This window comes from Hydrogenophaga luteola (assembly GCF_042648585.1).
Lineage (GTDB): Bacteria > Pseudomonadota > Gammaproteobacteria > Burkholderiales > Burkholderiaceae_C > Hydrogenophaga > Hydrogenophaga luteola.
In genome coordinates this window covers 822,237-839,256 of record NZ_JBHRXX010000007.1, presented here as the reverse complement: position 1 = coordinate 839,256, position 17,020 = coordinate 822,237, and the positions used below count along the sequence as shown (strand labels likewise).

Annotated in this window: 12 protein-coding genes and 1 pseudogene; 4 read left to right on the top strand and 9 right to left on the bottom strand. The window is 63.3% G+C overall.

Annotated elements, in window-relative coordinates; translation table 11 throughout:
• A pseudogene (locus tag ACFOPI_RS18730) lies at nt 1-128 on the top strand (IS3 family transposase); the annotation flags it as partial.
• Between the two features lie 624 nt (nt 129-752).
• Here ACFOPI_RS18730 and ACFOPI_RS18725 read toward each other — a convergent pair.
• The 7 genes from ACFOPI_RS18725 to ACFOPI_RS18695 all read right to left on the bottom strand — a co-directional run bounded on the left by ACFOPI_RS18725 (nt 753) and on the right by ACFOPI_RS18695 (nt 7,670).
• Nucleotides 753-2,072 carry a glycerate kinase type-2 family protein gene (locus ACFOPI_RS18725; RefSeq protein WP_382177181.1) on the bottom strand — a complete coding sequence of 440 codons (1,320 nt, stop codon included), beginning with the start codon at nt 2,070-2,072 and terminating at the stop codon, nt 753-755.
• Nucleotides 2,073-2,076: 4 nt separating this feature from the next.
• Entirely contained in the window at nt 2,077-3,081 is a 1,005-nt protein-coding gene (locus tag ACFOPI_RS18720) for a transketolase family protein (RefSeq protein WP_382177178.1), read from the bottom strand.
• Between the two features lie 11 nt (nt 3,082-3,092).
• Nucleotides 3,093-3,932: a transketolase gene (locus ACFOPI_RS18715; protein ID WP_382177175.1), complete on the bottom strand. Its 840-nt coding sequence runs from the start codon at nt 3,930-3,932 to the stop codon at nt 3,093-3,095.
• Nucleotides 3,933-3,962: 30 nt separating this feature from the next.
• A complete protein-coding gene (locus ACFOPI_RS18710) occupies nt 3,963-5,222 on the bottom strand; it encodes a TRAP transporter large permease (RefSeq protein WP_382177173.1) in 1,260 nt (419 codons plus the stop codon).
• A 31-nt stretch (nt 5,223-5,253) separates the two neighbouring features.
• Nucleotides 5,254-5,787 carry a TRAP transporter small permease gene (locus tag ACFOPI_RS18705; RefSeq protein ID WP_382177170.1) on the bottom strand — a complete coding sequence of 178 codons (534 nt, stop codon included), beginning with the start codon at nt 5,785-5,787 and terminating at the stop codon, nt 5,254-5,256.
• 69 nt (nt 5,788-5,856) lie between these two features.
• Entirely contained in the window at nt 5,857-6,849 is a 993-nt protein-coding gene (locus tag ACFOPI_RS18700) for a TRAP transporter substrate-binding protein (RefSeq protein ID WP_382177168.1), read from the bottom strand.
• Between the two features lie 71 nt (nt 6,850-6,920).
• Entirely contained in the window at nt 6,921-7,670 is a 750-nt protein-coding gene (locus ACFOPI_RS18695; RefSeq protein ID WP_382177165.1) for an SDR family NAD(P)-dependent oxidoreductase, read from the bottom strand.
• A gap of 139 nt (nt 7,671-7,809) precedes the next feature.
• On the opposite strand from ACFOPI_RS18695, the gene ACFOPI_RS18690 reads away from it, so the two are divergent.
• The 3 genes from ACFOPI_RS18690 to ACFOPI_RS18680 all read left to right on the top strand — a co-directional run bounded on the left by ACFOPI_RS18690 (nt 7,810) and on the right by ACFOPI_RS18680 (nt 11,812).
• The gene (locus ACFOPI_RS18690) at nt 7,810-8,697 is read left to right on the top strand and encodes a LysR substrate-binding domain-containing protein (protein WP_382177162.1); all 888 of its coding nucleotides are present in this window, start codon (nt 7,810-7,812) and stop codon (nt 8,695-8,697) included.
• A gap of 145 nt (nt 8,698-8,842) precedes the next feature.
• Nucleotides 8,843-10,825, top strand: a complete 1,983-nt coding sequence (tkt, locus tag ACFOPI_RS18685) for a transketolase (protein WP_382177159.1) — start codon at nt 8,843-8,845, stop codon at nt 10,823-10,825.
• 21 nt (nt 10,826-10,846) lie between these two features.
• Complete coding sequence (locus ACFOPI_RS18680; RefSeq protein ID WP_382177156.1) at nt 10,847-11,812, top strand: D-2-hydroxyacid dehydrogenase; 966 nt, start codon at nt 10,847-10,849, stop codon at nt 11,810-11,812.
• A 362-nt stretch (nt 11,813-12,174) separates the two neighbouring features.
• Here ACFOPI_RS18680 and ACFOPI_RS18675 read toward each other — a convergent pair whose 3' ends face one another.
• Nucleotides 12,175-16,335 (bottom strand): hypothetical protein, encoded by a 4,161-nt coding sequence (locus ACFOPI_RS18675; protein ID WP_382177153.1) that lies wholly within the window; start codon nt 16,333-16,335, stop codon nt 12,175-12,177.
• A gap of 1 nt (nt 16,336) precedes the next feature.
• Complete coding sequence (locus tag ACFOPI_RS18670) at nt 16,337-16,789, bottom strand: hypothetical protein (protein ID WP_382177150.1); 453 nt, start codon at nt 16,787-16,789, stop codon at nt 16,337-16,339.
• Between the last annotated feature and the right edge of the window lie 231 nt (nt 16,790-17,020).

Sequence of the window (17,020 nt, the reverse complement as noted above, 5' to 3'; positions counted from 1 at the left end):
CCCTCGAATGGGTGTCATGGTTCAACCACCACCGGCTGCTCGAACCCATCGGCTACATCCCGCCAGCCGAGGCTGAGGCAAACTACTACCGGCAACTCGCCAGTCAGGTCTCCATGGTGGTGGCCTGACTTAAACCACCCGGCCTCCACGATTCCCGGGGCGGTTCATCCAGGCCTTCATGTCGATGAACGCTGATGGGTCAGTGACGGTCACCCAAATCACTGATCAAGAATGGAGGCGTCGATGGGTGCTCTACCCGACGCGCGTGGCCTGTCTGAAATCGATCTCAAGGTTTTAACCACGTCGTGCGACCTTGAGCAACTGCGCTGTGGGCGTGACATCAGGCTTTTTGCGACCGGACCTCTTTTCGAGGGAGAGGTTGAAATCACTCTAGCGGCATGCGATTTCGGCTTGGAACGACATCACATCCGTGAGGCAGGATAAGGCTGATTTGAGCCATTCGGGAGGGCAGACCTGAGTGGCTGCTGCAACCGGAAGCTGTCGTTCGACCTGATACATGGTCAGTGGCCAGGCGTCTTTGGACCCCTGTAGATCAGAAGGTACGCGCTGGCACGACAGTTCAGCCGGACAAAGGCCGAACCACGGATCTTTGTCATGCTTGTGTGTTGTCCTTTTAGGTGCTTATGACGTTCACAGGACCGGTGTGCGGTAAGTCTTTAGCTTCGCCCCAGTCAAATGCGCGCGATCTGATGTGTCCGCCCTGCCAGATGGAAACGCAGTGCGATGCTGCGCTACTCGATCAAGATCGCTCGGAAATCGTTGACATTGGTGTGCGTCGGGCCGGTGATGACCAGATCGCCCAGCGGTTTGAAGAAACCATAGGCGTCGTTGCGCGCCAGGTGCTCGGTCAGCTTCAGCCCTTTTGATGCAGCGCGCGCCAGCGTGTCGGGCGTCACCATCGCGCCGGCGTTGTCTTCCACACCGTCGATGCCGTCGGTGTCGGCAGCCAGCGCCCAGACGTTCGCCTGACCGCCCAGCGCCTGCGCCAGGCCCATGCAGAACTCGCCGGCCCGGCCTCCGCGCCCTTTGGGCTGACCCTCGACGCGCGGGCGCACCGTCACCGTGGTCTCACCGCCGCTGAGGATGACGCAGGGCACCTCAAAGCTGCTGCGGCCCAGCGCAGCCGAGCGCGCCAGCGCCGCGTGCACCTTGCCCACTTCGCGCGACTCGCCTTCGATCTCGTCGCTGAGGATGTAGGCCTGCAAACCGAGGGCGCGCGCGGCCTCGGCCGCAGCCTCCAGGCTCTGCTGCGGCGTGGCGATCAGGTGCGTCTCGCAGCGCGCCAGGCGCGGGTCGCCGGGCTTGGGTGTTTCCAGCGCCCCGTTTTCCAACTGCGCACGCACGGCCGGCGGCACGTCGATGCCGTACCGGCGCAGGATGTCCAGCGCGTCGGCACAGGTCGTCGCGTCGGCCACCGTCGGCCCGCTGGCGATCACGCTCACGTCGTCGCCCGGCACGTCGCTGATGGTCAGCGTGACCACGCGCGCCGGTGCGCAGGCCGCCGCCAGGCGCCCGCCCTTGATGCGCGAGAGGTGCTTGCGCACAGCATTCATTTCGCCGATGTGCGCGCCGCTGTCCAGCAGCTGCCGGTTGATGCGCTGCTTGTCGGCCAGCGTCAGGCCTTCGCACGGCAGGGTCAGCAGCGAGGAGCCACCGCCCGAAATCAGGAAGAGCACCAGGTCATCCTCGGTCAGACCCTGCGTCAGCTCCAGCATGCGCTGCGCGGCGTCGAGGCCGGCCGCGTCGGGCACCGGGTGCGCCGCCTCGACCACCTCGATGCGTTGAGCCAGACCTCGCGGTCGCGGCGGCGTGTGGCCGTAGCGCGTGACCACCAGACCCGACAGCGACACATCCTTCGGCCACAGAGCCTCCACCGCGTGCGCCATGGCGCCGCCCGCCTTGCCCGCGCCCAGCACCAGCGTGCGCCCCTTCGGCGGCGCCGGCAGGTGGGCAGCGGTGTTGTGCAGCGGCAGCGCGCGTTGCACCGCCACGTCGTACAGGTGGCGCAGCAGGGCGCGAGGGTCGTTCAGTAAGGCGACGCTGCCCAGCATGGGGTCAGGCCAGCCAGGCCTTGATCGACGCAGACATTCGCTCCGCCGAAATACCGTACCGCTCGTGCAGGGTGGGCAGAGCGCCGGCGTCCAGGAACGCATCGGGCAAGGCCAGCTGACGGAAGCGGTTGGGCACCACGCCTTCGCGCAGCAGTAATGCCGCCACAGCTTCACCGAGTCCTCCCACTGTGGAATGGTTCTCGGCCACCACCACCAGGCGACCGGGCTTGCCCACCTCGCGCAAGATCGTGGCCTCGTCCAGTGGCTTGATCGTGGGGCAATGCAGGACAGCCACCTTGACGTTGTCAGCTTCAAGTTGTTTGGCCACCTCCAGGGTGCGCATGGTCATGAATCCGCTGGAAATGACCAGCACATCCGCCCCATCCCGGAGAAGTTTGGCTTTACCGAGTTCAAACCGGTAGTCGTACTCGTCCAGCACCAGCGGCACGTTGCCGCGCAACAATCGCATGTACACCGGTCCGTTGTGGGCTGCAATCTGCGGCACGGCCTGCTCGATGTCCAGCGCATCGCAGGGGTCGACCACGGTCAGCCCGGGAATGGCGCGCATCATGGCTAGATCCTCGGTGGCCTGGTGGCTGGGGCCGTAGCCAGTGGTCAGGCCCGGCAGTGCGCAGCAGATCTTGACGTTGAGGTTTTCCTCGGCAATGACCTGATGGATGAAGTCGTAGGCACGGCGTGTACCGAATACCGCATAAGTGGTGGCAAAGGGCACCAGGCCGACCTTGGCCATACCGCCGGCGGCGCCCATGAGCAGCTGCTCGGCCATGCCCATCTGGAAGAAGCGGTCGGGATAGGCCTGCCCGAACAGGTGCAGGTCGGTGTACTTGGCCAGGTCGGCGGTCATGCCCACCACCTCGGGGTGGCTGGCCGCGTATTCGACCAGAGCCTTGCCGAACGGGGCAGCCTTGACGCGCTGCCCCTCGGAAGCGATGGACGCGATCATGGCCGATGTGGTCAGCCGGGGTTTCTTTTCGGTCACAGTGTTCATGGCATGTTTCCTCAGGGGCGGTTGGCGTCCAGGATGGCCAGCGCTTGCTGCCACTCGGGCGGATCGACGCGGATGAAGTGGTTCTTCTCGCGCGCTTCCAGGAACGGGATGCCCTTGCCCATCAGCGTGTCGCACAGGATGACGCGTGGACGCGATTCGGGCAGCTGGCGTGCCGTGTCAAACGCGCGCACCACGGCGGGCAGGTGATTGCCGTCCACCCGCTGCACGTGCCAGCCGAAGGACGCGAACTTGTCGGTCAGCGGCTCAAAACCCATGACCTTGGTCGAGGGTCCGTCGGCCTGCTGGTTGTTGATGTCCACGATGCAGATCAGATTGCCCAGGGCGTTATGACTCGCGGACATCGCGGCTTCCCAGGTCGAACCTTCGTCCAGTTCGCCATCCGACATGGAGTTGTAGACAAAAGCCGGGTTGCCCCGGTGACGCAGGCCCAGCGCCATGCCCACGGCAATGGGCAGCCCCTGCCCCAGGGACCCGCCCGACATTTCCATGCCTGGCGTGTAGGTCGCCATGCCCGACATGGGCAGGCGGCTGTCGTCGCTGCCGTAACTCTCCAGCTCCGATTCGGGCACGATACCGGCCTCGATCAGCGCGGCATAGAAGGCGATTGCGTAATGCCCGTGCGAAAGCAGGAACCGATCGCGTCCATCCCACTGTGGGTCATCGGGGCGGAAATGTAAGGCGTGGCCGTAGGCCGCAGCCAGCACATCGGCGTAGCCCAGGGCTTGCCCAACATAGCCTTGGCCTTGTACTTCACCCATGCGTACGGCATATCGGCGGATGCGCCACGCACAGCGTGCAATCTCGGCCAGCTTCTCTTGACTGACGGTCATGTTCAAACTCCAGTTAATTGCGGTTCCCGGTCACTTGAGGATCACGGCCGGCACGTACGACACGAGGATCAGCACGCCAAAGGCCACCAGATAGAACGGCCCCATGGCGCGCACGGTCTGCCCCACCTTGACCTTGGCCAGCGAACTGGTGATGAACAGCGTGGTGCCCACCGGCGGCGTGTAAAGACCAATCGCCAGGTTGACGACCATCATGATTCCCAGCTGCACCTGGTCCATGCCCACGCTCTGGGCCAATGGCAGGAACACAGGGGTGAGCAGCAGCACAGCGGCCGGCAAGTCGATAAACATGCCCACGAAGAGCATCATCAGATTCATGAGCAGGATGACCATCCACTCGGACGACACGTTCTGCGTGACCCAGGCCACGACGCCCTGAGGCAATTGGTCAAAGGTCAAAAGCCAGCCGATAGCGGCCGACGCCATGATCACCAGCAGCACCACGCCGCTGGCAATGCCGGCCTCCACGATGGCGGCGTGCAGGCGCTTGAGCGTCAGGTCGCGATACAGCAAGGCCGACACGCCACCCGCGTAGAGCGCCGAGAGCACAGCCACCTCGGTAGGCGTGGCAATGCCGAAGCGCAGGAACACGACGATCAGCACCGGCAGGAGCACAGCCGGCGAGGCCAGCAGCAGGTTGCGCCGCATCTGCGCCTTGTCCGCCACCGCGGTTTCGCGCGGCAGGTTCTTGCGCTTGCCCACCCACCAGCAGGCGAACATGAAGCCGCCGCACAGCAGCAGCCCGGGCAGGATGCCAGCGAAAAACAGCGCCGCGATCGACGTGTTGGACGACAGCGCGTACAGGATCAACGGAATCGACGGCGGGATGATGATGTCGATCGTGGCGGCAGAAGCCAGGGACGCTGCCGAGAACGGCAGCGGATATCCCAACTTGCGGTGCCAGGGCATGACCAGCGATCCGATGGCCGAGGCATCGGCCACCGCCGAACCTGAAACACCACCGAACAGCGTGGAGGACAGCACGTTGACCTGTGCCGGACCGCCATGCCAGCGCCCGACGGTGGCCGACAGCACACCGATCAACGCTTCTCCCAGACGGCCACCCATCATCAAGGCGCCGGTGAGCATGAAGAAGGGGATGGCGATCAGCGGGAAGCTTTGCACCTGGGACACCATCTGCTGCACCAGCAGGTCCAGCGGAATGCGGTCGGATGAAGCCGCTGCGGCCAGCGCGGCCAACAGCAGGGCATGGGCAATGGGGATGGCCGCCACCGCGCCGGCAATGAACACCAGCAGGATCAGAGCGCTCATGAAGGTCTCCGGATGAGGTTGTGGTCGATGGTCATCCCTGCGCCGCCGAGGGAGCGGCGGCTGGGTCCACGTTGGCCGGAGCCTGCGGCCCGTACCAGGCACTGCGCCAAGCCGAGCGCAGGGCCAGCAGGGCCAACAGGGTCATGGCCCCCATGACGCAGCCATAGGTGACCGAGGACGGCACTTGCAAGATGGCGGACTTCTCGTCGTGCACGATTTCCAACAGGCTGTAGGTCGCCTTGGCCAAGGTCCCATACAGCGCTGTCACGACCAGCCAGCCGGCGGCAGACAACCAGCGTCGGGCAGCCGGTGGCAGCGACTCCATCAGGAAAGTGGTGGCGATATGCGAGCCGTGCTGGGCAGCCAGTACCACGCCGGACATGACCAGCCAGGGGAACAGCAGTTCAGGCACCTCATTGGCCCACTGCAGACTAGAACCGGTGCTGTAGCGAAGCAGCGTGTTGGCCGAGAGGATCAGGAAGATCACGGTCGTGGTCAGCCAGAGAATGGCTTGGCAAACGGCGGCAATCACCCTGTCCACCAAGCCGTGTTGGGCTGGTGACATCAGAAAACTCCTGGAACGGGAAAAAGGGCGCCACCGCACAGCGGCAGCGCCATGGTCAGCGCATCACGCTCACTGCGCGCGCGATGCGGCCACCACCTGCTTCACGAAGGGACCGATCGGGCTGCCTTCCCACTTGCCCACCACCGAGGCGGTTGCCTTCTGGAACGCCGACTTGTCCACCACGTCCACCTGGGTGCCCTTGGCCTTGAGCTCGGCCACCAGGCTGTCGTCGCTCTCCTTGGACAGCTTGCGCTGCAATGCCGTGGCCGCACTGGCGGCTTCCTGCACTGCCTTGCGGTCGGCGTCAGAGAGGCGATCCCAGGTGCGCTTGCTCATCAGGAACGGCGTCATTTCGTACTTGTGCCCGGTCAGCGACACGTACTTCTGCACCTCGTACAGCTTGGCCGAGTGGATGTTGGTCAGCGGGTTTTCCTGACCGTCCACCACACCCTGCTGCAGCGCCACATACAGCTCGGAGAACTTGATCTGCTGGGCTTCGGCACCCAGCGCCTGCATGATGTCCACGGTCACCGCATCCGGCGGGGTACGCATCTTCAGGCCCTTGAGGTCTTCGGGCTTGAGCAGCGGACGTTTGCTGTTGCTCATGTGGCGGATGCCGTTGTCCCAGTAGCCCAGCACGACCATGCCCTTCTCGGCGGTCTTGTCAGCCAGTGCCTTGCCCACAGGACCGTCCATGATCTTCCAGGCCTGAGGGAGGTCGTTGAACAGGAAAGGCAGGCCAAACGCGGCGTACTCGGGCACGGTGTTGGCCAACGCGCCTTGCGAGTTGGCCGACATGTCCAGCGCGCCCGTGCGCAGCGCGGTCACCATGGCCGCGTCGTCACCCAGCTGGGCCGAGGGCGCCACGGTCACTTCGATACGACCGCCGGAGCGGGCCTTCGCTTCATCGGCGAACTTCACCGCCGCCGTGTGGCGAGGACTACCAACCGGGTTACCGTGGCCGAGCGTCAACTTGACGGCGGCCTGTGCAAAGGCGGCGCCGCTGATGCTCAGGGCGGCGGCGGCGATCAGGCTGCGGCGCAGCGCGTTGGGAAATGTCATCTTTGTCTCCTGGTTATGGGGTGGCCTTCAGGCCACGGTGGTTTGGGGCCTCAACGGCCCGAACGATGAACTCAGTGGATCAGCATGCCGCCGTTGACATCCAGCGTGACGCCGGTGCAGTACTTGGACAGGTCGCTGGCCAGGAAGACCACGCAACCGGCCACGTCGTTAGGCTCACCAATGCGACCCAGCGGAATGCCGTCCAGGATGGTCTGGCGCTTGTCTTCGGGAATCTTTCCCTTGTTGATGTCGGTGGCAATCAGCCCGGGCGTCACGCAGTTGACGCGAATGTTCTGGCCGCCGAACTCGCGGGCCATGGCACGGGCCAGGCCCAGCACACCCGCCTTGGCGGCCGAGTAATGAGGGCCACCCAGAATGCCGCCACCGCGCTGGGCCGACACCGAGGAAATACAGACGATGGAACCGCTGTTTTGTGACTGCATGACGGGCAGTACCGCCTGCGAGGCGTACAGCGTGCCGCGCAGGCTCACGTCCAGGATGCGGTCGTAGTCGGCGCCGGTGATGTCCAGGAACTTGACCGGCTGGGTGATGCCGGCGTTGTTCACCAGCACGTCGATGCGGCCGTATTTCGCCTTGATCTGCTCGACGGCTGCCTCGCAGGAGGCCTTGTCGGTGACGTTGGCCACCAGGCCCAGGTGGTCCGGGCCCAGCTGGGCGGCGGCGTCCGCCGGGTTGGCGACTTCCAGGTCGAGGATCACGACTTTGGCGCCCTGGTTGGCCATCATGCGGGCGGTGGCGAATCCGAGGCCATTGAGGCCGGCACCGCCAGTGATGACCGCGACCTTGTCTTTGAGCAGCATGCTGATGTCTCCTGATGGTTTGCTGTGTTGACGACGGAGCGGATTCTGGGAGCCCGGGAGACTGAAAACAAACGATATAAACTCATCCATGATGCAAATTCATTCATGTTGCATCGCAATAAATGAATGATGCTCATCCATGATTCCGCCTCTGAGCGCCCTGCAGGCCTTTGAAGCCATCGCCCGCCGCCGCAGCTTTGCCCTAGCGGCCCAAGAACTGCACCTGACACCCTCGGCCGTGAGCCACCAGCTGGCCAAACTGGAGGGCCTGCTGGGTGTGCGCCTGTTCGAACGCTCAGCCCGCGGCGTCGAGCTCACACCAGCTGGACACAGCTACCTGCAGCGGGTGGCGAACGCGCTGGGCGCCATCAACACCGCCACCGAAGCCCTTCGCCACGGCATGCAGGACACGCTGCACCTGCACTGCAGCCCGAGTTTTGCCAGCCTGTGGCTCATGCCGCGCATCGCTCGGTTCCGCCGGGCCTTTCCCCACATCGCCTTGTCGCTGTCGGCCTCGCACATCCACTCGGATTTCCAGCTCGGGCTGGTGGACGTCGACATCCGATACGGGCTGCCGAACTGGCCACACCTGGAGGTGGAGCCTGTGTTCATGGAGAAGGTCATGCCGCTGGCCAGCCCTGCCTTCATCCGCGAGCACACCCTTCACAACGTGGAAGATCTGTTGCGTGCGCCGTTGATCCAGTCGGTGGTCAACGTGGCGCAGTGGGCCGACTGGTTTGCCCGCTTCCACCCGGCCGAGCGACCGGACCGGATCGCTTTGCGCTTTGACCGCGCCATGATGAGTCTGGACGCAGCGGTGCAGTCGCTGGGCGTGGCCCTGGAAAGCGCCACGCTGGGCCAGTCGCTGATCGCCACTGGACGCCTGCAACCGGTCTTCGGCCAAGACATGGTGCTGGAGGTGCAGGGGCACTTTCTGGTGTATCCGGCACGCCATGCGGCGCGCCCGGAGGTCAAGGCCTTTCTCGACTGGATGCGCCAGGAAGCACAGGGCAACGCCGGTCGGTAAAGCGCGGCCCAGGGCTTATGCATGAGTCGTTTTCATGCATGGCTGAATATTTGTCGCTTGTCTTCAACTGACGACCCCTCGAAGAATCCGGGTTCTTTCAACAAACCGGAGACAAGCGCGGGCCTGCGGGTCAAGCGCCATCAACATGCCAGCCCATCCGTTGCAGCCCCTGGCGCACGCCATCCGTTTCCTGTCGATTGACGCGATCGTCAAAGCCACCGAAGGGCACCAGGGCGTACCCTTGGGTATGGCCGAAATCGCGACCGCGCTTTACGTCAACTACCTCAAGTACAACCCCGCCGACCCCACTTGGTGGGACCGCGACCGGGTGGTCCTGTCGAACGGTCACGGGTCCATGCTGCTGTATTCGCTGCTGCACCTCAGTGGCTACGACGCCGTGCCCCTGACGGAAATTCAGCGTTTTCGCGAACTGGGGGCGGTTTGCGAAGGCCACCCGGAATACAACCCGGCAGCGGGCATAGAAGTCACCACGGGCCCCCTCGGTCAGGGCATTGCGAACGCACTGGGCATGGCGGTGGCGGAAGCCTATCTGAACGCCCGCTTCGGCACCGGTCTGGTGGACCACTTCACCTACGCTTTCGTGGGCGATGGCTGCCTGCAGGAGGGCGTGGGGCAGGAAATGATCTCGCTGGCCGGTCATCTGCAACTGGGCAAGCTGATGCTGCTGTGGGACGACAACCTCATCACCGACGACGGCCCCACTTCGCTGTCGATCAGCGAAAACGTCGCCGAGCGCTTTCGCGTGGCCAACTGGCATGTGCAGGAGCTCGATGGCCACGATCTTGAAGCCGTCTCGGCAGCCCTGGCTCAGGCCAAGGCCGATCCGCGTCCCTCACTGCTGGCGTGTCGCACCGTGATCGGGAAGGGCATTCCCCGCGTGCAGGGTCAGCGCGGCGGACACAGTGCGCGTCTGTTCGAGCAGGACGCCCAGGAGGCTCGTGCCCTGCTGAACTGGCCGCACTCACCGTTTGAGGTGCCCGCTGACATCCTGACCGCGTGGCGCGAAGCTGGCCGCCGCAGCCTGCCCGAGTACCAGGCCTGGCAGGAGCGTCTGGCCACACTGCCCGCGGCCGAGCGAGCCGAGTTTGAACGCGTGATGCGCGGGGAACTGCCTGCCGGCTGGCAGGATGTGCTGCTCGACTACAAGCGGCGAGCCCACGAGGCGCCAACGGTGCCCAGTGGCATCTTTCTGTCCGGCGAGATCAATGACCTGCTCGCCCCCGTGCTGCCCGAACGCATCGTCGGGTGCGCCGACCTGGAGGCACCCACCAGCCACAAGCGCAGCCTGCAAGCGTTCACCGCCACCGACCGCGCGGGTGCCTACGTGCACTGCGGTGTGCGCGAACACGTCATGGGCTCCATGGCCAACGGCATGGCGGCCCATGGCGGCGTCATTCCGTTGAGCGTCACGTACCTTGCCTTTGCCGACTACGAGCGCCCCGCCATGCGCATGGCCGCGCTGATGGGACTGCCGGTGAAGTTTGTCTTCAGCCACGACTCGATCGGCATTGGCAAGAACGGCCCTACCCACCAGCCAGTGGAAATCCTGGCCTCGCTGCGCGCCATGCCCAACATGTGGGTCATGCGGCCGGCCGATGCGGTCGAAGCAGCCGAATGCTGGGCACTGGCGCTGGCCCACCGGGCCGGACCCGTGAGCCTTGTTTTTGCTCGCCAGAGCCTGCCGCTGGTTCGCTCGGAGCACACGCCGGACAACCGTTGCGCCCGTGGCGGCTACGTGTTGCACGAGGCCTCGGCGGGTCCACGGCAGGTCACCCTGCTGGCCACCGGCTCCGAAGTGGCACTCGCCGTCCAGGCGCGCGACCTGCTCGAAAGCGAAGGTGTGGGTACCGCCGTGGTCTCAATGCCTTGCTGGGAGCTGTTTGATGAACAGCCAGGGGACTACCGCCAGCTGGTGTTGGGCGACGGCGTGAGGGTCGCCGTGGAAGCCGCCGGTCGCTTTGGCTGGGATGCATACCTTGGCGCGCGGGGGGGATTCGTGGGCATGAAGGGCTTTGGCGCTTCCGGCCCGGCGGACGCCCTCTACAAGCTATTCGGCATCACCGCCGAAGCGGTAGCCACAGAAGCACGACGCCTGCTCCAAGCCTGACACACAACGCATTCCATCATCATGCATATCGTCTTTCTCGATCACGAAACCCTCTCGCCTCAGACGCAGCTGCGGCGCCCCGACTTTGAGCACACCTGGGAGGCGCACGATCGCACCAGTGCCGAGCAGGTGGCCGAGCGCATCGCGCAGGCCGACATCGTCATCGTCAACAAGGTCAAGCTGCCCGCTGCCGTGCTGGCGCAGGCCCCGCGCCTGAAGCTCATCGCTGTAGCCGCCACCGGCACCGACAACATCGATCTGGCCGCATGCGCTGCCCGTGGCATCGTGGTCAGCAATATTCGCGGCTATGCCATCCGTACCGTACCCGAGCACACGTTCGCCCTGATCTTTGCCCTGCGGCGCAGCGTCTGCGCCTACCGCGATGCGGTACGCTCTGGGCGCTGGCAGGCCGCCGGGCAGTTCTGCTTCTTCGACCACCCCATCCGTGATCTGGCGGGATCCACGCTGGGCATCATCGGCGACGGTGAACTCGGCCAGTCGGTCGCTGCCATCGGTCGTGCGCTGGGCATGCGCGTGCTGTTTTCGGGGCACAAGGGGCGCACAGGTCAGGGGCGCCTTTACACGCCTTTCGAGCAGTTGCTGGGGGAGGCCGACGTTCTCACGCTGCACTGTCCGCTCAATGAGCGCACGCGCCACATGATCTCCACACCAGAATTTGCATTGATGAAGCGCCGTCCCCTGCTCATCAACACCGGCCGTGGTGGTCTGGTGGACGAAGCTGCCGTGGGCCCGGCGCTCAACGCCGGCGAGATTTCGGGAGCGGCCTTTGACGTTACTTCCGTGGAGCCCCCACCGCCCGATCACCCGTTCATGGCCCTGCTGGATCGACCCGACTTCATTCTCACGCCCCATGTGGCATGGGCCAGCGAAGAGGCCATCCAGGCGCTGGCCGATCAGCTCATTGGAAATGTCGAGTCATTCGTGTCTGGCCAGCCCCGTAATGTCGTTCACCCCAAGGGCATTTAATCGGTGGGGCAGTTGAGCCAACCAACCTGTAACGGTCTGCTATTTGCCGTGACGGTTCTGCAGTGCCTGTAGATGACCATTCTCTATCGCTGTACTCCCGTCCTCTGGCGTGGCGGCTTCAGGCTGGTTGCGGTCGTTCGCTGCCAGTAGTGCAACATCTACTTTTCGACCAGTCAGCGTCATTCGTCTTTCCAATTCGGACGCCAAGAAGCAGTCGCCTATGCGGCCACTGCAATTGGAGGTCTTTGGACGTCCAGTCCCTAGTTGCAAAGCAATGGTCGATCATCGTCTGCCGCACCTTCCAGGGTGCAACTCCTACTGCCAATAGCACGACATGTACAAAAAAGGGCGAACAAACCACATCATCGGGCCACGGCGAGAAAGCTACTCTGCAACTCTGCAATCAGCATCGCCAAGCGTTCACTCATAGATTCTCCTTGGCCTTTCAATGCAGGCTCTGCAGCTAGCGCTGCGTAGATTAACGCATCGGCGCATTGCAGCACCGGCTTTGGAGGCCCATGGCCGAAAGCTGCGAGCGTGATGCTCGTGCAGTAGGTGCGGTCTTCTGGCGGCAGACGCGGCAATGCGGCCAGTAGGCTTTCGAGAGCGTCAGACCGAGGGGCAATGTCCCTAATCGCGACGGCTTCGCCAACCAGCATTGTCCAATGCTGCGAAGAGATGTGATTCACCTCACAGACTGCTTTGATGATGACTCTCTGGACATGGCTGCGGTGAAGCGTGTCAGGCTCAGTTGCGGCGATGATCCAGTCCAATGCGTCTAGCGTTTCGGCAAGCTCGATAGTGCCAGCGCGGGCTAGTAGCTTTTCGAGGAAACGGCCGACCCTGAAGGCCTTGCCATGGCGTGCTGGATCGGCCCATGTCAGAACAAGGGTAATGCCTGCGCGCCACGATTCAAGCGGCCAGTTCTCGGCGATTACATTAAGCAGAGATTGTTCGGCGAAGCTGCCAACATCGAGGCTCGCGAGTAGCTCGAAAGCCGAAGGAGCCTCTGTCCGGCACAGCGCTGCCAGTGCATGCGCGGCGATCCAATCTTTGTAAAATTCGCCCGATCGGCTAGATAGACGCTCCAAGCCGCGGCGCGGATCAGCAATGGCTTCGATCGCTTCGGTCACGATTAACTTGAGCTTGGCCGAGGCGTTGAGTGCTTTCAGGAAGTTGCTGCGCTTACCCTCCGGCGTTTCGAGGGCGAAGGCCAAAACGAGTTGCAACGTCCAAGTGCCGTCGTGCATACTGGATCCGGCGTCAAAGGCGATTATTTGTACTGCCGAGGCGAGTTCACTTTCCGTGCCCGTGATGAGCCGGGCGCGAACTTCACGCGCCATGGTTCGCATTTCTTCCAGACTCGCCTTTGGTAGTAGTAGCGAAAGAGCGCGTGCCGGATCTTGAGGTGCGATGGCCTTAGCTAGGAGCCTACGAATGTATTCGGGCCATAGCGTCTGGCCCCGGTAGCGTTGGCCGACCGACAGCGTAAAAGCCTCAACTTCCTCGGCGGCCTGCTCCAAGCCCGAGGCATTGCCGTCGGCAATTGCGGCTTGGGCGTTCTTCAGGGCAAGCGCCAACGGGACGGAGTCGGATAAATCATCTGCATCGTCCAAAGCCACTCGCAGCCGAGTCGCAATATCCTGGAAGACCGCGCCTTCGGCATAGGCGCTGAGCCGGGATGGCAGTTCGCGCAGCAGTTTGTTTTGCCCGGTCTGCCGGAATGCGATGGCGGTGACACCCACCAGTTCGGCACGCGTACCTGAATACTTCGCTGGCACGCTGTCAATAAAGCGCAGCACCGCCTGCGGATCACGACGGGCGAGTATGTCTACGGCAAGGATTGCCGCTCCTTCCCACCGAGTTTCGGGGAAGGCATTCGCGAAAGCGTCTAAGTATGCATCTACACTCTGATGGGCCAAACTAAGCGAAAGGCCCTCGGCGAACTCAGGGCGCCACCCAGAGTTCGGCCAATGTGCCTCTCCAAAATGCCGCAACTGCTGCGCAAAGTCCAACCCGAGCCAGCCAAAGAAGCGCCCTAGCACACGAGCGCCATCTGCATGCCTTTCCGGAATCCGCTCTTGCTGGCCCAGTGACTGAAGCAGAGCGTCGCCAATTTTCTTCATCGCCTCGAAGACTTTGCCTGAACGGGGCAGAGTTTCAGGCTCAATCATCGCGAGCATCTGCATCGCTACGTGCAGGCTGGGGTCAACTATTCCCACATCCCTTTGGTGTTGAAAATCCTCCAGTTCCGCAAGTCCATTGAGCAGCTCTGAACCGCTCTGCGCATCAATCCAAGCTGCGGCGATTCGCCTTGCGACACCGAATTCATACAGGCTTAGACGCTTGTAGGCCGGTTCGGCCAGCCCACCGTCTCCAACGGCCAGTGCAGCGGCAAGGAGGAAGCCATAGGGTCCCGGCCAGGCTCCGGGCAGCACCTCGCACGCTCGTCGCCAAACCTGCTGAGACAGGGCCGGATGGCGGCGGGCATGGGCGATCAGCACTCGGCAGACGACTAGCCTAGGCTCCATGGCCAGATGTTCGCCACCCAGCCACTCTGCATCGAAGCCGGCCTGGCGAACGAGAGCTAACGCCCGCTCTAGATCGTGCTCAGCGCAAGCTTCAGCGATAGCGATCAAGGCAGATGAATCGTGGGGATGCCGGCGGGCCAGTGCAATGGCGACGCCCTCGGGCACGACGGCCAGCCCGCGGCAGGCTGCAGCGCTCAAGGAGGGCAGCGGCTGGCGGAACGGCCAAGCCTTGTTGATAAAGGTCAACGCGCGAGTTGGCGAACAGATCGCTAGAGCCTCCAGCACAGCGCGTGGTGCGTGGGTGTCACCTTTCCCCTCGGCCTGAAGCGCAAAGCAGATCGCAGCATCCGCCTCACCGATGGAAACCAGACGTGCGGCAAAGCTAGCACGGGCATGCTCGGATTCGGAATGTTCACTATGACCAGCCGCCTCCTGCCGCAGTGCCAGCGCCGTGGCCTGTTCGATACGGCCTAGGCAGGCGAGCAGTGCGGTTGATGGCGTGGCAGCGACCGAGCCAGCGCAGTCTTGCCACAGCGCGAGCAGCAGAGTCAGAAAGAGCGTCTGGCCGACGTTCTCTCGCTTACTCAGAGCGCTCAGCGCCTGTCTGAAGTCAGAGGCAATGCTAAATGCGGCTTCCGCCCGCGCCAACCGCGCCGCGACAAAACCAGGCTCACAGGCGCGCTCCAGCCGCTCACGCTGGGGCTGGTGTTCGCCTGAAAGCGTGTGGCTAACGAAATTCGTGAGTCCGTAGGCTGGCACCGCCGCCCAATTCCCTACGCTGAGGATCCAGTCGGCAAAACGCTCGTGCTGCTCCACTTCAGGGCACCAGAACTCTTCGGCCGCGCTACTGTCGAGAAGGAACTCCGCAAAACTCGCATGGAAGAGTCGCCAGCCGCTGGCGTCCCCCTGTAGATAGCCTTTGAGACGCGAGAGGACGTAGCGAACAAGGCTGGCGCGCAGCCTGGTGACAGCAGCCAGTTCTTCCTCAGCCAGTGGCGCTCGCGCTGCGGCAAGGCTACCCAGCAGCGGTCCGCAACCGTCGGGCCATGTGTCCAGTAGATGCGAGGGCAAGCGTCGGAGGTAGTCACGGTAGTGCTGCGTCAGCTCAGTTGGCAGGCGCTCAAGCGCAGTCTTGTCCAGGACGCCTGGGTTCGCAGCAAGCGCATCAACAGAGCAACGGGCGGCCAGGAAACTACCCTGCATCCGTTGGGCCACCGTCGCCAAGAAGACGGCGGCAGACAAGGAGGGATCCAGCCGATCAAGTAGGCCGCAAGCTCGGGCTCGCTGCTGTATAAAGGCTTCAAGCGATCTGTTGTCGCAGTCCAGCGTGCGCAGGTCGAGACGGCTAGTGAGCGACTCCGGAAGGCGCCTCGAAAACGCCGCCCCAGGCCGGGCGGTAATGAGCCAGCGAAGACGCCGCGGCATATCGCCTAACGAGGTTAGCAGCTCGGCTAGCTCAGAATTGGCTGGTTCGTCGGGCGCATCAACCAGCACCAGCCAGTCCGGCCCAGGATCGGCCAGCAGGTCGTCCAGCGGAGCGAGCAAGTCGGCCAGCAGTTCAGCCACCGAGAGACCCTGGAGGTTCAGGACTTGGATCTGCATGCCAACGGCCGTAGCGCCGCTCGATCCGCGCAAATCCTGGTTAACGTGGATCTGGTAGTTTCGCTTGCCGGCGCTGTGCCTGGCGAATGCCTCGCTGAAACGGGGCTCACGGCTAGCGAACTGGTTGAACAGATTCTGCAGAAAGAGTACCCCGTCGGCTGACCGCTCGTCATTGCGCCGGCAGTGATGCAGCGCCATTAGCCGTGCGAGCGCCGTTCCGTCTGGATTGCGTAAGTCTCCGGCCGCGCCGAGCATCTCCGCCCAGGCCGTCTTGCCGGAACCTGGCGGCCCTTCTACCAGCATCAATTGTTGGCCCTCGCGAAGCCAGCTTCTAAGGGCAAAGTCGAGCTCGGGCCGCGGTGTGAGTTCGGAGCTGCCAGGAGAAGTCAAGTCAATGACCGCCGAAGTTGTCCACCCTGATCCCGATAAGCTTGGCATTGTCCGCGCCGACCTGTTCGACATCGAGGCTGCCGCCGCGGAAATTGAGAATGTCGGCGGCCAAAGCTTCGCCGTGCTGGCCCACCTGCTGACGGATGAAGGCCTCAGGCTGGAGTAAGCCTTCTAGCAGGGCCTTCAAGGCGGCAGCAAAGTCATCATCGTCGTCGATTTCGGTCCGCAGTGCCGCCAGCAGGCCCTCTCGGCCGAGGACCGGATCTCCAGCATAGGCCTTCAATCGTTGCAGTGCCTTGGGTTTGTTATGCCAGCGCGCCGTCAGTGCCTGGAAGACGGCCTGCGCCTTCGCCAAGCCCTGCTTGCCCAACTCTTCAAGTACCCCGTCTCCTGCTTTCGTGAGATAGGGCGTAATCACAGCCAGAACTGCTGTTGCGACGCTCAATGGTTCCATGAAACGCTCTCCTCCCAAGTTACTTACTCCCTTGGCTTGTACCCGATCGGTGGATCCATGACAAGGAAAACGGACGATTGCGCTCTAGACGAACCACGCCCGCTTGATTTGACGCTGGTCAGAGCCAACTCCACTTCGACCCTTAGCACTGCGACCCTTAGATTAGCCGCTCGCCTGGCCAATTTTCAAGCAAACCAATGGCTGGCTTATGGCTAAAAGAGGGAGCGAGGT

Bases quoted from the DNA above. Each gene is read 5' to 3' on its own strand.
- ACFOPI_RS18710 (WP_382177173.1), bottom strand. From the start codon at position 5,222: ATGAGCGCTCTGATCCTGCTGGTGTTCATTGCCGGCGCGGTGGCGGCC.
- ACFOPI_RS18725 (WP_382177181.1), bottom strand. From the start codon at position 2,072: ATGCTGGGCAGCGTCGCCTTACTGAACGACCCTCGCGCCCTGCTGCGC.
- ACFOPI_RS18670 (WP_382177150.1), bottom strand. From the start codon at position 16,789: ATGGAACCATTGAGCGTCGCAACAGCAGTTCTGGCTGTGATTACGCCC.
- ACFOPI_RS18680 (WP_382177156.1), top strand. From the start codon at position 10,847: ATGCATATCGTCTTTCTCGATCACGAAACCCTCTCGCCTCAGACGCAG.
- ACFOPI_RS18715 (WP_382177175.1), bottom strand. From the start codon at position 3,932: ATGACCGTCAGTCAAGAGAAGCTGGCCGAGATTGCACGCTGTGCGTGG.
- ACFOPI_RS18700 (WP_382177168.1), bottom strand. From the start codon at position 6,849: ATGACATTTCCCAACGCGCTGCGCCGCAGCCTGATCGCCGCCGCCGCC.
- ACFOPI_RS18690 (WP_382177162.1), top strand. From the start codon at position 7,810: ATGATTCCGCCTCTGAGCGCCCTGCAGGCCTTTGAAGCCATCGCCCGC.
- ACFOPI_RS18705 (WP_382177170.1), bottom strand. From the start codon at position 5,787: ATGTCACCAGCCCAACACGGCTTGGTGGACAGGGTGATTGCCGCCGTT.
- ACFOPI_RS18720 (WP_382177178.1), bottom strand. From the start codon at position 3,081: ATGAACACTGTGACCGAAAAGAAACCCCGGCTGACCACATCGGCCATG.
- ACFOPI_RS18695 (WP_382177165.1), bottom strand. From the start codon at position 7,670: ATGCTGCTCAAAGACAAGGTCGCGGTCATCACTGGCGGTGCCGGCCTC.
- tkt (WP_382177159.1), top strand. From the start codon at position 8,843: ATGCCAGCCCATCCGTTGCAGCCCCTGGCGCACGCCATCCGTTTCCTG.